Annotated in this window: 14 protein-coding genes; 6 read left to right on the top strand and 8 right to left on the bottom strand. The window is 71.8% G+C overall.

What is annotated here, in order from left to right; all coding sequences use genetic code 11:
* The first annotated feature begins 21 nt into the window (after positions 1 to 21).
* Complete coding sequence (locus AB4Y83_RS05815) at positions 22 to 1011, top strand: ribose-phosphate diphosphokinase (protein ID WP_442273495.1); 990 nt, start codon at positions 22 to 24, stop codon at positions 1009 to 1011.
* Positions 1008 to 1406, top strand: a complete 399-nt coding sequence (locus AB4Y83_RS05820; protein ID WP_442273496.1) for a DUF3054 domain-containing protein — start codon at positions 1008 to 1010, stop codon at positions 1404 to 1406. Before AB4Y83_RS05815 ends, AB4Y83_RS05820 begins: the two co-directional genes overlap by 4 nt.
* 74 nt (positions 1407 to 1480) lie before the next feature.
* On the opposite strand, the gene arc is transcribed toward AB4Y83_RS05820, so the two are convergent.
* The 4 genes from arc to AB4Y83_RS05840 all read right to left on the bottom strand — a co-directional run bounded on the left by arc (position 1481) and on the right by AB4Y83_RS05840 (position 6354).
* Positions 1481 to 3244, bottom strand: coding sequence for a proteasome ATPase (gene arc, locus AB4Y83_RS05825; protein WP_442273497.1), 1764 nt, complete (start codon positions 3242 to 3244; stop codon positions 1481 to 1483).
* Positions 3245 to 3300: 56 nt separating this feature from the next.
* Complete coding sequence (locus tag AB4Y83_RS05830) at positions 3301 to 4473, bottom strand: tRNA (adenine-N1)-methyltransferase (protein ID WP_442273498.1); 1173 nt, start codon at positions 4471 to 4473, stop codon at positions 3301 to 3303.
* 11 nt (positions 4474 to 4484) lie between these two features.
* A complete protein-coding gene (locus AB4Y83_RS05835; RefSeq protein ID WP_442273499.1) occupies positions 4485 to 4970 on the bottom strand; it encodes a single-stranded DNA-binding protein in 486 nt (161 codons plus the stop codon).
* A gap of 238 nt (positions 4971 to 5208) precedes the next feature.
* Positions 5209 to 6354 carry a site-2 protease family protein gene (locus AB4Y83_RS05840; RefSeq protein WP_442273500.1) on the bottom strand — a complete coding sequence of 382 codons (1146 nt, stop codon included), beginning with the start codon at positions 6352 to 6354 and terminating at the stop codon, positions 5209 to 5211.
* A gap of 105 nt (positions 6355 to 6459) precedes the next feature.
* Here AB4Y83_RS05840 and AB4Y83_RS05845 point away from each other — a divergent pair, with 105 nt between their 5' ends.
* A complete protein-coding gene (locus AB4Y83_RS05845; RefSeq protein WP_056776992.1) occupies positions 6460 to 7299 on the top strand; it encodes a RecB family exonuclease in 840 nt (279 codons plus the stop codon).
* Between the two features lie 82 nt (positions 7300 to 7381).
* Here the strand turns inward: AB4Y83_RS05845 and AB4Y83_RS05850 are convergent, their stop codons facing one another.
* A complete protein-coding gene (locus AB4Y83_RS05850; protein ID WP_442273501.1) occupies positions 7382 to 8764 on the bottom strand; it encodes an aspartate aminotransferase family protein in 1383 nt (460 codons plus the stop codon).
* Positions 8765 to 8781: 17 nt separating this feature from the next.
* Positions 8782 to 10284 carry a CoA-acylating methylmalonate-semialdehyde dehydrogenase gene (locus AB4Y83_RS05855; RefSeq protein ID WP_442273502.1) on the bottom strand — a complete coding sequence of 501 codons (1503 nt, stop codon included), beginning with the start codon at positions 10282 to 10284 and terminating at the stop codon, positions 8782 to 8784.
* Positions 10285 to 10344: 60 nt separating this feature from the next.
* On the opposite strand from AB4Y83_RS05855, the gene AB4Y83_RS05860 reads away from it, so the two are divergent.
* The 3 genes from AB4Y83_RS05860 to AB4Y83_RS05870 all read left to right on the top strand — a co-directional run bounded on the left by AB4Y83_RS05860 (position 10345) and on the right by AB4Y83_RS05870 (position 13383).
* A complete protein-coding gene (locus AB4Y83_RS05860; RefSeq protein ID WP_442273503.1) occupies positions 10345 to 11697 on the top strand; it encodes an aminotransferase-like domain-containing protein in 1353 nt (450 codons plus the stop codon).
* A 133-nt stretch (positions 11698 to 11830) separates the two neighbouring features.
* Entirely contained in the window at positions 11831 to 12154 is a 324-nt protein-coding gene (locus tag AB4Y83_RS05865) for a YciI family protein (RefSeq protein WP_442273504.1), read from the top strand.
* Positions 12151 to 13383 (top strand): RNA polymerase sigma factor, encoded by a 1233-nt coding sequence (locus tag AB4Y83_RS05870; RefSeq protein WP_442296284.1) that lies wholly within the window; start codon positions 12151 to 12153, stop codon positions 13381 to 13383. The genes AB4Y83_RS05865 and AB4Y83_RS05870 overlap by 4 nt, the downstream gene beginning before the upstream one ends.
* Here AB4Y83_RS05870 and AB4Y83_RS05875 read toward each other — a convergent pair.
* Positions 13380 to 13847 carry a DUF1905 domain-containing protein gene (locus AB4Y83_RS05875; RefSeq protein WP_442273506.1) on the bottom strand — a complete coding sequence of 156 codons (468 nt, stop codon included), beginning with the start codon at positions 13845 to 13847 and terminating at the stop codon, positions 13380 to 13382. The genes AB4Y83_RS05870 and AB4Y83_RS05875 overlap by 4 nt on opposite strands.
* Positions 13848 to 13851: 4 nt before the next feature.
* The gene (locus tag AB4Y83_RS05880) at positions 13852 to 14229 is read right to left on the bottom strand and encodes a DUF5997 family protein (RefSeq protein WP_442273507.1); all 378 of its coding nucleotides are present in this window, start codon (positions 14227 to 14229) and stop codon (positions 13852 to 13854) included.
* Positions 14230 to 14341 lie beyond the last annotated feature (112 nt).

The raw sequence follows: 14341 nt of genomic DNA on the forward strand, positions 1-14341 counted from the left end.
CTCGTGAGGGATGGTCTCGAAGTGAACGATGTCGTCGTGTTCAGCGGCTCGGCGCACCCCACCCTGGCCGACCGGATCTGCTCCCATCTCGGGGTGACCCGGTCCCCCGTCGACATCAAACGGTTCAGCAACGACTGCCTGCAGGCACAGCTGCTCGCCAACTGCCGCCAGCGCGACGTCTACATCGTCCAGCCGCTCGTGCCGCCGACGCAGGAGCACCTCATGGAGCTGCTCCTCATGATCGACGCGGCGCGTGGCGCCTCGGCGGCTCAGATCACCGCGGTCATGCCGCACTACGCCTACGCCCGCTCGGACAAGAAGGACGCCTCGCGCATCTCCCTCGGCGGACGGCTCGTGGCCGACATGATCTCGACGGCCGGCTGCCACCGGGTCCTGACCATGGCCCTCCACGCTCCCCAGGTGCACGGCTTCTTCTCGACGCCCGTCGATCACCTGACCGCGATCGGGGTCCTCGCGGACCACTTCCGTGACAACGACCTCGACAACTCGATCGTCGTCAGCCCCGACCTCGGCAACGCCAAGGTCGCGACCCAGTTCGCCCGCCTGCTCGGGCTGCCCGTCGCGGCCGGCTCGAAGCAGCGGGTGGCCGACGACCGCGTCGTCATCGACTCGATCGTCGGCGACGTCTCGGGTCGCCGGGCGATCATCCTCGACGACGAGATCGCGACGGGCGGCTCGATGCTCGAGCTGATGGACCGCCTCAAGGACGCCGGCGCGACCGAGGCCGCGATCGTCTGCACCCACGGCCTCTTCGCCGGCAAGGCCGTCGAGCGGCTGCGTGACCACCCCTTCGTCACCGAGGTCGTCACGACCGACACCGTCCCGGCGCCCGACGGCTGGCCCGAGCTCAAGGTGCGGTCGGTGTCGGCCCTCTTCGCCGAGGCCATCAGCCGCATCCACCACGGACGCTCGGTCAGCTCGCTCTTCGAGGGCGTCGACCCCACCCACGCGCCGCCGCAGGCCAAGCTCCCCTTCGACACGCCCTCATGAGCCGACCCGTCTGGTGGCGCCGCCCTGCGGTCGCTCTGCTCCTCGACGTCGCGCTCGTCCTCGTCTTCGCGGCGGTCGGTCGGGCGAGCCACGACGAGTCGAGCCCGGTGCTCGGTGTCCTGTCGACAGCCTGGCCCTTCCTCGTCGGGACCGGCCTCGGCTGGCTCGTCGTGCGGGTGGTGCGCCGGTCATGGCCGCTCGACGTCGCCCCCGGCGTGACCGTGTGGTTCGCGACCGTCCTCGTCGGCATGCTGCTGCGGCACGCGGTCGGGTCGGGCACGGCCGTCAGCTTCGTCGTGGTCGCCTCGGTCGTGCTGGCGCTCTTCCTGCTCGGCTGGCGTGCCCTCGGGGCGTATGCCGTCCGCCGCGCCCGCTCGTCGCTGCGCCGCGCCTGACCCCACCCGTCCCAGACCGTCGAGAGGCCACGTGTGGCCGGGACGCGTCCCGGCCACACGGCATACGACTCGGGTCAGAGGTACTGGCCGGTGTTGGCCGTCGCGATGGACCGGCCCGGCTCGGTGCCGTCCTTGCCCTTGAGCAGCGTGCGGATGTAGACGATGCGCTCGCCCTTCTTGCCGCTGATCCGCGCCCAGTCGTCGGGGTTGGTCGTGTTGGGCAGGTCCTCGTTCTCCTTGAACTCGTCGACGCAGCTGTTGAGCAGGTGCTCGACGCGGATGCCCTTCTGGCCGGTCGTCAGGAAGTCCTTGATCGCGAGCTTCTTGGCCCGGTCGACGATGTTCTGGATCATCGCGCCCGAGTTGAAGTCCTTGAAGTAGAGGATCTCCTTGTCGCCGCCCTGGTAGGTCACCTCGAGGAAGCGGTTCTCCTCCATCTCGGAGTACATCCGCTCGACGGCGGCCGTGATCATCGCCTCGACGGTCGCGTCGCGGTCACCGCCGTTGACGGCGAGGTCGTGCTCGTGGAGCGGCAGCGACTCGGTGAGGTACTTGCTGAAGATGTCGCGCGCGCTCTCGGCGTCGGGGCGCTCGATCTTGATCTTGGCGTCGAGACGGCCCGGTCGCAGGATGGCGGGGTCGATCATGTCCTCGCGGTTGGAGGCGCCGATGACGATGACGTTGTCGAGGCGCTCGACGCCGTCGATCTCGGCGAGCAGCTGCGGCACGATCGTCGTCTCGACGTCGCTGGAGACGCCCGATCCGCGGGTGCGGAAGAGCGAGTCCATCTCGTCGAAGAAGACGACGACGGGCGTGCCGTCGGAGGCCTTCTCACGGGCCCGCTGGAAGATGAGCCGGATGTGCCGCTCGGTCTCGCCGACGTACTTGTTGAGCAGCTCGGGGCCCTTGATGTTGAGGAAGTAGCTCTTCTCGGTCTGCTTGCCCGTGCGAGCGGCGACCTGACGGGCGAGGGACGCGGCGACCGCCTTGGCGATGAGCGTCTTGCCACAGCCGGGAGGACCGTAGAGCAGCACGCCCTTCGGCGGCTTGAGCGCGTGCTCCTTGTAGAGCTCGGGGTGCAGGAAGGGCAGCTCGACGGCGTCCCGGATCGCCTCGATCTGGCCGGCGAGGCCACCGATGTCCTCGTACTCGACGTCGGGCACCTCCTCGAGGACGAGCTCCTCGACCTCGAGCTTGGGCACGACCTCGTGGACGAAGTTGGACCTCGGGTCGAGGGTGAGGGAGTCGCCGACGCGGAAGTGCTCGCCGAGCAGGGGCGTGGCGATGCGGCACACGCGCTCCTCGTCGCCGTGCGTCACGACGACGACGCGGTCGTCGTCGAGACGCTCCTTGACCGTGACGACCTCGCCCACGCGCTCGTAGCCGTGGACGGAGACGACGTTGAGGGCCTCGTTGAGCATGACCTCACGACCGAGACCGAGCTCCACCTGGTCGACCGACGGGCTGATCGCGACGCGCATCTTCCGGCCACCGGTGATGATGTCGATCGAGCCGTCCTCGGGCGGGTCGACGACGAGGCCGTAGGTGCTCGGCGGCTGCGCGAGACGGTCGACCTCCTTCTTCAGCGTGACGATCTGCTCGCGCGCGTCCTTGAGCGTGCGCACGAGGCGCTCGTTCTGGGACGACAGCGTCGACAGGCTCGTCTGGACGTGGGCCAGCCGCGCCTCGAGCTCACGGGTGCGCTGGGGCGAGTGTCGCGCCACCTGGCGCAGCGACTCGACCTCGGCGCGCAGGGCTGCGAGCTCGCGGTCCCCCGCTCCGGGGACTCCGGCGCCGGCGGCACCTTCGGGGTCTGGGTTGCGGACGTCATCAGACATCTCGGCCTCCTCAATCCGTCACTCGCACATAGTGACGATTCGACCCTAACCCCGTGTCAGCCGATGTCGTCGGACGTTTCAGCCAGTGATCGGCGGACGCGTCGGATCGTCTTGTCGCTCTTGACGCGTTCGCCGAGCGCCTCGGGTGTCCACGCGTCCGCAGGAATGTCCGTCGAGGCCGTCGAGCCGGCGACGGGCGTGGGGGCACCCGCTGGGGCGTCTCGGTCGTCGACGGACGTCGTGCCGGCGTCACCCGCGTCGCCGTAGGCGCCCTTGGCCGGACGACGCTTGCGCTCGGGCGGGACGACGCCGGGAGCGAGGCGACGGGTCGTGATGAGGAAGCCGGTGTGTCCGTGCATCCGGTGCTGGGGACGCACGGCGAGCCCCTCGAGGTGCCACCCGCGCACGAGCGACTCCCAGGCCGACGGCTCGGTGAAGCCGCCGTGGGCGCGGATGCCCTCGGCCACGCGGCTCAGCTGGGTCGTCGTGGCGACGTAGCAGATGAGCACGCCGCCGGGGATGAGCGCGTCGGAGACGGCGTCGAGGCACTCCCAGGGCGCGAGCATGTCGAGCACGACCCGGTCGACGGTCCCGGCCTCGGCGACGAACGGGAGCGACTCGACGAGGTCACCGACCGTGACGGTCCAGGCCGGGTGGTCACCGCCGAAGAACGCGCGGCCGTTGCCGCGGGCGATCTCCGCGAAGTCCTCGCGACGCTCGAACGACAGCAGGCGGCCGCGCTCACCGATGGCGCGCAGCAGCGACATCGACAGCGCACCGCTGCCGACGCCGGCCTCGACGACCGTCGCCCCCGGGAAGATGTCGGCCATCTGCACGATCTGGCCCGAGTCCTTCGGGTAGACGACTGCCGCGCCGCGCGGCATCGACATGACGTAGTCGCTGAGCAGCGGCCGCAGGGCGAGGTACTCGACCCCGGCGGTGTTCGTCACGACGGAGCCGTCGTGGGAGCCGATGAGGTCGTCGTGGCGCAGGAAGCCGCGGTGCGTGTGGAACTCGCGCCCGGGCTCGAGCGTGATCGTGTGCAGGCGACCCTTCGGGTCGGTCAGCTGGATGCGCTCCCCCACCTCGAAGACGCCGCGGCGGTCGTGCGCGCCGGGGACGTGGGACCGCTCCGGACCCGCGCTCGCGTCGGGCTCGGCGTCGGGCTCGGCGTCGGGCGTGGCGTGCTCGGCGTCGGGCTGCTCGGCGTCGGTCGTGGGAGCGCTCATGGGAGCACAGTCTAGGTGCCGGCGCGACCTGCTCCGGACACCCTGCGGAGGGCCGTCGCCTCCACCTCGTAGCGGCTCTGGCGACCTGCCGCGCCGCCGAAGAACCGCCGACGGAGCGCGCCCTCGACCTCGACGACGTCGCCCCCGCGCAGGCGGAGCGCGCTCCGACGGGTCGCCGCCGTCCAGCACACGACGTCGATGGTGTCGACCGTCGCCCGCCTGGGCTCGTCGGCGGTCGCGCGGCGGCGCCCGGACGGCGGCTCGCGAGGCACGACGACGCGCAGCGTCGCGATGCGGTCACCGCTCGGCAGCTCGCGCTCCTCCGCCTCGGCGCCGAGCCGCCCGCTCAGGACGACCTCGTTGCGCCCCGGCACCGACGCGGCGTCCGGCGTCGCCTCGTCGGCGGTCCCCTCGGGCGCCCGTCGACGTGGGCTCCTCGCGGACCGGGACGCGACCGCGCCAGTGCCCGTCGTCGTCTCGCTCCGGCTCGTCCTCATGGTGCCTCCCTCCGGCCCGCTCGTCGGGCCCTGCGCCAACGGTGACGCGTCCGTGCCGGGCTCGCTGCCGAGCGCGGCACCCTGTGGACGACCGGCCGAGCCGACGAGGGGGTGTGGACAGCGAACGGCATCGAGGTGCTCGCCGGGAAGACGAGCATCACGGGACATGCCTCGGGAACCGCGCCCGACGGCATACGCCGTCGGCACCGGCGTGCAGCGGCGACTTCGTGGACGCGCGTCAGCGACGACCGCGACGGGCCAGCTCGGCGCCGACGACCGCGTTGATGCGCTCCGCGCTCGCCAGGCCGCGGATGTCGCGGGTGGCCTCGTCGACGACGACGGCGAGCGAGAGCTCGCGCTCGCTCATGACCCGGATGAGGTCGGTGAGCACGGCCTCCGGCGGCAGGGCGACGACCCACGACGCGGGCTGGGCCAGCGTGACCGACGCGATCGCCGTCCGGGCCCGGCTGTCGACAGGCACGCCGGCCGCGGAGTCGGCGTCGACGACACCGAGCGGCCACCCCGTCGGGTCCGCAGCAGCCACCCACGCCCCCGAGGCCACCGCGGTCTCGACCTCGGCCACGGTCGCCGTGCCCGCGACGAGGGACAGCGGCTCGAGCACGTCGGTCGCGCGGCCGGCGGTCGCCTCGTGGATGTGACCGGCCCGGATCGCCCCCGTCGCGCCCTGCCAGAGGAAGAAGGCGATGGCGAACGGCCAGACGAGGTCGAAGATCTCGGGTGCCCGGCCCTCGGCGAGGGGACGTAGGGCGAACCACGCGACGGTCAGCACCGCGACGACGCGTCCGAGCCACCCCGCCGTGACGAGGCCGCGCCCCTTGCTGCCCGTGGCGCGCCACACGAGGGCGCTGACGATCTGGCCGCCGTCGAGGGGCAGGCCCGGGAGGAGGTTGAAGACGCCGACGAGGACGTTGGCGAAGGCGACGATGCCGAGGAGGGTCAGCGCGGTCTCGTTCGTCGTCAGGGCCCGCAGGCCCCAGACGACCCCGGCGAGCGCGAGGTTGGACAGCGGCCCGACGACGGCGACGATGGCCGTCGTGCTCGGCGAGGTGCGGGTCGCGTCGTAGACGGTGTGACCGCCCCAGACGTCAGCGACGATCCGGCTGACCGGGTGTCCCCGCCACCGGGCCGCGAAGGCGTGGGCAGCCTCGTGCACGAGCACCGAGACGAGCAGCAGCACGGCGTAGGCCGCGGCGAGCAGGTAGCCGTAGGACGCACCGCGGTCGGACCTCGACAGGTTGGGCCCGAAGACGACGACGATGAGCACGGCGATGACCGGCCAGGACCGACCGAGGTAGACCGGGGTCCCCGCGAGACTGCCGATCCGCCACCCGTGGGAGGTGTCCGGGCGGGCGGGAGTGCTCATGGGCTCGACCCTATGCCCTGCCTGACCCGCCTCCCTGTGCCGGTCCCGTGCGTGGGCTGTGGGTGCCGGCCGTGCGGTGTCGGCCCCGCGGCATACAGTCGCCCCATGGTTGCAGCGCTGTCCCCGAGTCGGGCCTCCGACTTCATGTCGTGCCCGATGCTCTATCGCTTCCGGGTCATCGACAAGCTCCCGTCGGCGCCGACGCAGGCGACCGCCCGGGGCACGCTCGTCCACGCCGTCCTCGAGCGGCTCTTCGACCTCCCCGCGACCGAGCGCACCATCGACGCCGCGGTGGGGCTCGTCCCCCAGGAGTGGGAGCGCCTCGCCGAGGAGGAGCCGGCGATGCTTGACCTGCTCGCCGAGCACGGCGGTCGCACCGACGAGTGGTTCGCCGGCGCGGCGACCCTGCTCCAGACGTGGTTCGGTCTCGAGGACCCGACGCGGCTCGAGCCGGCCGAGCGCGAGCTCTACGTCGAGACCGAGGTCGACGGGCTCGTCCTGCGCGGCTACGTCGACCGGCTCGACGTGGCCCCGGGCGGAGCGATGCGCGTCGTCGACTACAAGACGGGCCGCTCGCCTTCCGAGCACTTCGAGGCCAAGGCCCTCTTCCAGATGAAGTTCTACGCGCTCGTGCTCTGGCGCCAGCGCGGCGTCATCCCCAAGCGCCTCCAGCTCGTCTACCTCGGCAACGGCGAGATCGTCGCCTACGAGCCCGACGAGCAGGACCTGCTCGGGACCGAGCGCAAGGTCAAGGCGCTCTGGCAGGCCATCGAGCGAGCCGCGTCGACGGGTGACTGGCGTCCCAGCCCGAGCCGGCTGTGCGACTGGTGCGACCACCGCGCGCTGTGCCCGGCATGGGGTGGCACTCCCCCGCCGCTGCCCGTCGACGCCGCCCAGCGCGCCGTCGACCCCTCCGTCACCGGACTCGTCGAGCTCGACGCCTGACCCCACTCGACGACCGAGCACGTATGCCGCCGGGCGGGCCCGGCTGCATACGTGCGCCTTGGCTTCGGCCAGAGGCCAGCCTTCAGACGGTGAACTCGTCGGCGACGTCGAGAGCCTCGTCGAGCACCGCCAGCCCCTCTTCGACCTCTGCCGGGGTCGTCGTGCACGGGGGCACGACGTGGGTGCGGTTGAAGTGGGTGAACGGCCAGAGCCCGCGCTCCTTGCAGGCCACGGCGAAGGCCGCCATCGGCACGGCCGCCTCACCCGAGGCGTTGTAGGGCACGAGCGGCTCACGCGTCTCGCGGTCGCGCACGAGCTCCACGGCCCAGAAGACGCCCAGGCCGCGGACGTCGCCGACACTGGGGTGCTTCGCCGCGATCTCGCGCAGGCGCGGGCCGATGACGTCGGTGCCGAGGCTCCGGGCGTTCTCGATGATGCCTTCCTCGCGGAACGCGTTGATCGAGGCGACGGCCGAGGCGCAGGCGAGCGGGTGGCCCGAGTAGGTCAGTCCGCCCGGGAAGGCCCGCTGGTCGAAGGTCGCCCGGATCTCGTCCGAGATGACGACGCCGCCGAGCGGGACGTAGCCGGAGTTGACGCCCTTGGCGAAGGTGATGAGGTCGGGGCGGATGCCCCAGCGGTCGACGGCGAACCACTCGCCACATCGCCCGAAGCCGGCCATGACCTCGTCGGCGATGAGGATGATCCCGTGCTCGTCGCAGAGGTCACGGACGCCCTGGAGGTAGCCGTCCGGCGGGACGAGGATGCCGTTGGTGCCCACCACGGTCTCGAGGATGATCGCGGCGATCGTGTGCCCACCCTCGACCATGATCGTGTCGCGCAGGTGCGACAACGCACGGTCGCGCTCCTGCTCCTCGGACTCGGAGTGGAAGGCCGAACGATAGGTGTAGGGGCCCCAGAAGTGGACGATCCCCGACAGGCCGGGCTCCGAGGGCCAGCGCCGCGGGTCGCCGGTCAGGGTGATCGAGCCGCCGGTGGCGCCGTGGTAGCTGCGGTACGTCGCGAGCACCTTGTGCCGGCCCGTGTGCAGCCGGGCCATCCGGATCGCGTTCTCGTTGGCCTCGGCCCCACCGTTGGTGAAGAAGACCGCGGACAGCCCGTCGGGCGCGACCTCGGTGATGAGCCGGGCGGCCTCGCTGCGGGCGTCGTTGGCGAAGGACGGCGCGATCGTCGCGAGACGGGCCGCCTGCTCCTGGATCGCGGCGACGACCTTCGGGTGGTTGTAGCCGATGTTGACGTTGACGAGCTGGCTGCTGAAGTCGAGGTAGCGCTTGTCGTCGTAGTCCCAGAAGTAGGAGCCCTGGGCCCGGGCGATGGGCAGCGGGTCGATGAGTCCCTGGGCTGACCACGAGTGGAAGACGTGGTCGCGGTCGAGGGTGCGCACCTGCTGCTCCGTCATCCCGTCGAGGAGGTCGGCGATGACGCTGCGCTGGTCGAGGTCGGTCATGGGTGGGTCCTTCTCTCTCAGCGGGTGCGCGGGAAGCCGAGGTCGACGGACGAGGTGGCCGGGTCGGGCCACCGCTGCGTCACGACCTTGCCGCGCGTGTAGAAGTTGATGCCCTCGGGTCCGTACATGTGGGTGTCGCCGAAGAGCGAGTCCTTCCAGCCGCCGAAGGAGTAGTAGGCGACCGGGACGGGAATCGGCACGTTGATCCCGACCATGCCGACCTCGACCTCGTTCTGGAAGCGGCGGGCGGCGCCACCGTCGCGGGTGAAGATCGCGGTGCCGTTGGCGTACGGGTTGCGGTTGATGAGCGCCAGACCCTCGTCGTAGGTGGCGACGCGCACGACCGACAGGACCGGCCCGAAGATCTCGTCACGGTAGACGGTCATGTCCGGCGTCACGTCGTCGAGCAGGGTCATGCCGAGGAAGAAGCCGTCCTCGGGGACGTCCTGCTCGCGTCCGTCGACGACGACCGTTGCGCCGGCCTCGGCGCCGGCCGCCACGTAGCCGGCCACCTTGTCGCGGTGCTCGCGGGTGATGAGCGGACCCATGTCGGTGCCCTCCGCCGCGCCCGGCCCGACGGTGAGCTTCGGCAGGCGGCTGGAGATCGCGGAGACGAGGTCGTCGCCGACGTCACCGACGGCGACCGCGACGGACAGGGCCATGCACCGCTCACCCGCGGCGCCGTACGCGGCGGAGACGATGGCGTCGGCCGCCATGTCGATGTCGGCGTCGGGCAGCACGAGCGCGTGGTTCTTCGCGCCGCCGAGAGCCTGGACCCGCTTGCCGTTAGCGGTGCCGCGCTCGTAGATGTACTTCGCGATGGGGGTCGAGCCGACGAAGCTGACCGCCGCGATGTCGTCGTGGTCGAGGAGCGCGTCGACCGCCTCCTTGTCGCCGTGCACGACCGTGAAGACGCCGTCGGGCAGGCCGGCATCCTTCCAGAGCTCGGCGAGGAAGAGCGCGGCCGAGGGGTCCTTCTCGCTGGGCTTGAGCACGAAGCTGTTGCCGCAGGCGATGGCGTTGGCGCACATCCAGAGCGGCACCATGACGGGGAAGTTGAAGGGCGTGACGCCGGCGACGACGCCGAGTGGCTGGCGGATGCTGTAGACGTCGATACCGCTCGCGGCCTGTTCCGAGAAGCCGCCCTTGAGCAGCTGCGGCACACCGGTGGCGAACTCGACGTTCTCGAGGCCGCGGGCGATCTCGCCCACCGCGTCGGAGAGCACCTTGCCGTGCTCGGCGGTGACGATCGCGGCCAGCTCGTCGGTGCGCGTGTGCAGCAGCTCGCGGAAGGCGAAGAGGACGGCGGCCCTCCGCGACAGGGAGCTGGTGCGCCAGTCGCGTCCGGCGGCGACCGCGGTCTTGACGGCGTCGTCCACCTCGGAGGTGGAGGCGAGCGGCACCTCGCCGGTCTGGCGGCCGGTCGCCGGGTCGTGCACCGGGGCGGTGCGCCCGGAGGTGCCGGGCACGCGAGCGCCGGAGATCCAGTGGTCGATGGACGTCACGGTGGGGGTCGTCATGCACCTCACGGTACGTGCCACTTCGACCCCATACAAAGCATCGATTGCTATGTTACGAACATGCGCGCCGTCATCTCCTCCATCGAGGAGCGCCTCGACGCCCCCACCGCCAAGGGCCTCGCCCAGGCCGTGTCCCGGGCGATCCGCGACGCCACCCTCGTGCCGGGCGACCAGCTGCCCCCGATCCGCCGGGTCGCCGAGGAGCTGATGATGTCGCCGACGACCGTGAGCGCGGCCTGGCAGCTGCTCGCCCGGTCGGGGACCATCCGGTCGGACGGCCGCCGGGGCACGACCGTGGCGCCCACGGCCCGAGGCGGCGAGCGCTACACCCGGGCGCTGCGGCACGAGTCGCCGGTGAGCCTCGACCTGTCGACCGGCATCCCCGACAGCACCCTGCTGCCCCCGCTCGTGCCGGTGCTGTCCGCACTGACCGACCCGACGACGCCGAGCAGCTACCTCGACGACCCCGTGCTCGACGACCTGCGGCAGGAGCTCGTGCGCGACTGGCCGTATGCCGCCGACGACCTCCTCGTCGTCGACGGCGCGATGGACGCGCTGGACCTGCTCACCCGGGCGCTGCTGCGCCCGGGTGACCTCGTGCTCGTCGAGGACCCGGGGTTCCCTCCCCTGCTCGACCTGCTCGAGGACCGGGGGGTCGCGGTCGTCGGCGTCCCGCTCGACGAGACGGGCCTCGACCTGGACGCCGTCGAGTCCCTGCTGCCGCGCCGACCCGCGGCGGTCGTCATCCAGCCTCGAGGACAGAACCCGACCGGCGTGTCCATGTCGCCGACCCGGGCGCGACGACTCGCTGCGCTGTTCGAGGGTCGTGACTGCATCGTCATCGAGGACGACTCGAGCGGCCCGATCTCGACGTCGGCCGCGACCAGCCTCGGTCGGTGGATCCCCCACCAGGTGCTTCACATCCGCAGCTTCAGCAAGTCGCACGGTCCGGACCTGCGGATCGCCGCGCTGAGCGGCCCGGACGCGCTGCTCGCCCCGGTGCGGCACGCGCGGGCCATCGGGCAGGGCTGGACGAGCCGGCTGCTCCAGCGGGTCCTCGCCGGCCTGCTCCGCGACGAGGCCTGCGCGCGCGGGATCGCATCGGCCGGTGCCGAGTACGCCCGTCGTCGGGAGCTCGTCGTCGGTCGCCTCGCCGAGCACGGCATCGAGGTGCCCGGCACCGACGGGCTCAACATCTGGGTGCCGGTGCGCGACGAGGCCGCCGCAGTGCTCCGGCTCGCGAGCCAAGGCATCGCGGTCACCCCGGGGTCACCGTTCTCGGTCGAGCACGTCGCCGGACCCGAAGGCCACGTGCGCGTGACGACCGGGCTCGTCCGTGAGAACCACGCCGAGGTCGCCGACCTCATCGCCGAGGCGGCGAGAGCCGGGGCCTGGACAGCCCAGCACCGCTGAGCTCGGCACGGAGTCCCTGCCACCCAGCAAGAATCAGTTCCCGGCCGCGCTGTCCGATCCGGACCGAGGTGTTCGTAGCAGAGGTGAGAGCCCGCCCGCGAAGGGCGGCCCGAGGCACAGGAGATGATCCGACATGCAGTACCTCGTATCCGTGATCGACGACGGCACCGGCCCCGAGACCGCCACCGAGGAGGCCGCCGTCGACGCCTTCAACGACCGGCTCCGGTCCGAGGGGTACTGGGTCTTCGCCGGGGGCCTCGGCTCCCCGGACCCCGCCACGGTCGTCGACAACCGAGGGAGCGAGGCGGTCTTCACCGACGGGCCCTTCGTCGAGTCGAAGGAGTACCTCGTCGGCTTCTGGATCCTCGAGGCGCCGGACCTCGACGTGGTGCTCAGGCTCGCCGCCGAGGGCTCCAGGGCGTGCAACCGCAAGATCGAGGTGCGTCCGTTCCTGTGARCCCACCCGACGTCCGCGATGAGCTCACCCGGGCCCACCACGACGAGTGGGCCCGGGTCGTCGCCTCCCTGACCCGGCGGTTCGGTGATCTTGGCCTCGCCGAGGACGCTGCGGCCGAGGCGTTCGCCACCGCCGTCGAGCGGTGGCCGTCCGAGGGCACACCCCCGAACCCCGGCGCGTGGCTGACGACGACCGCCAACCGCAAGGCGATCGACCGGGTCCGGCGCGAGAGCAAGCGTGACCACAAGCACCGGGAGGCAGCCATGGTGCACGACCACCACGAGACCGAGCCGCTCGGCGTCCTCGACGACGACCGGCTCCGACTCGTCTTCACGTGCTGTCACCCCGCCCTCGCGATGGAGGCGCGGGTCGCCCTGACGCTGCGAATGGTCGGTGGCCTGACCGTGCCCGAGATCTCGAGGGCCTTCTTCGTGCAGGAGTCCGCGATGGCTCGGCGCCTCACGCGGGCCAAGGCCAAGATCGCGGCCGCGCGCATCCCGTACCGCGTGCCGACCGCGGAGGACCTGCCGGCTCGGGTGTCCGGCGTGCTCGCCGTGCTCTTCCTCGTCTTCAACGAGGGCTACCTCACCTCCGGCGCGGACACCGATCCGATCCGCCAGGACCTCACCGGCGAGGCGATCCGGCTCACCCGGATGCTCCGCGACCTCCTGCCCGACGACGGCGAGGTGGCCGGCCTCCTCGCCCTGATGCTGCTCACCGACGCCCGCCGGAGTGCCCGGGTCTCACCGGGCGGTGAGCTGGTCCCCCTCGACGAGCAGGACCGCAACGTCTGGGACCGGGCCCTGGTCGCCGAAGGCCACCGTCTCGTGCGTGAGCGGCTCGATGCGGGGGCGGCTCCGGGTCGCTACCAGATCATGGCCGCCATCAACGCCGTGCACACCTCGGCTCGCACCATGCGCGACACCGACTGGTCACAGGTCGTCGCCCTCTACGACCAGCTCCACCATCTGGAACCCTCGCCGGTGGTCGCCCTGAACCGGGCGGTCGCCCTCGCCGAGCTCGACGGACCGCAGGTGGCGCTGGCCGTCGTCGAGCCTCTCGGGGAACCCTTGTCCGGCTATCACGCCTACCATGCGGTCCGGGCCGACCTGCTGCGCCGGGTGGGTCGCGGCGAGGAGGCGCGGGCGGCCTACACTCGGGCGATCGAGCTCGCGGGCAACACGGCCGAGTCGGCCCACTTGACGCGTCGCCGCGACGAGCTGGACTAGGGCCGGCCACCGTCCCGGAGGGTCTCGACCACCTGCGACAGTCGCCGCTCGCGGGTCTCGTCGGTCCTGGCCGAGGACACGGTGAGGGCATGGGCCTTCCGCTTGCTGGCGGACAGAGCCGTCCAGGCGGCCGTGAGAGCGGGGTCGGGGTCGAGGACCGCCCGGAGCGCCTGGGGCACCTCGACCTCGCGCGGCGCGTCGTCGACCTCGAGCCGGACCTCGACCTCGTCACCGGCGCCACGCCCGGTCGCGGCCCGCGTCTCGGCGTTGAAGGACACGAGGAAGCGACCGCCCATGGAAGCGACCGAGGTCCGGTACGTGTACCCGCCGTCCACGGTCACGGATACGGGCACCCGCTTGCCGCGAGCGAAGGCCGCCATGACCTCGTCAGGGACCACGATGCCCACGTTGTTGCCGCCCGTGGCCTCGAGGGTGGTGCGGAACGTCCGGACCGTCTCGCTCATGCGATCAGGGCCGTCCGGTGTCGCGTGCCTTGAGGCGCGCGTCCTCGGCGCGGACCTGCGCGAAGATCTCGCGCTCGGCCACGAGCCAGGCGGGCATCTCGTCGATGACGGCCTTGATCTCGTCGGTCGTCAGGTGCTCTCCGACCCCGCCGCGGGTCAGGCCCGAGTTGGAGATGCCGAGTCGCCGTGCCGTCTCCTGGCGCGTGTGGGGTCCGTTGCGGCGCAGCGTCGCGAGCCACTCCGGCGGCTCGGCCTGCAACGCGTTGAGCTCGGTGCGGCTGACGACACCCTCCTGGAAGTCCGCGGGGGTCTCGGACAGCAGGACGCCGAGCTTCTTCGCGGCCGTCTGGGGTTTCATGGTCTGCGGCTTCGGCGTGGGCATGGGTCCAGCCTAGGGCGTCGCCCGACCACGTCTGCCCGCGCTCGCCCGGCCTGTCCCCGGCCCGTGGCCCGCCACGGGTGTCGCCCGGCGTTCCGGCGGTGTCCCCTCCGCA

Origin of the sequence: Terrabacter sp. RAF57, from assembly GCF_052113925.1 — a bacterium.
Taxonomy (GTDB): Bacteria; Actinomycetota; Actinomycetes; order Actinomycetales; family Dermatophilaceae; genus Terrabacter.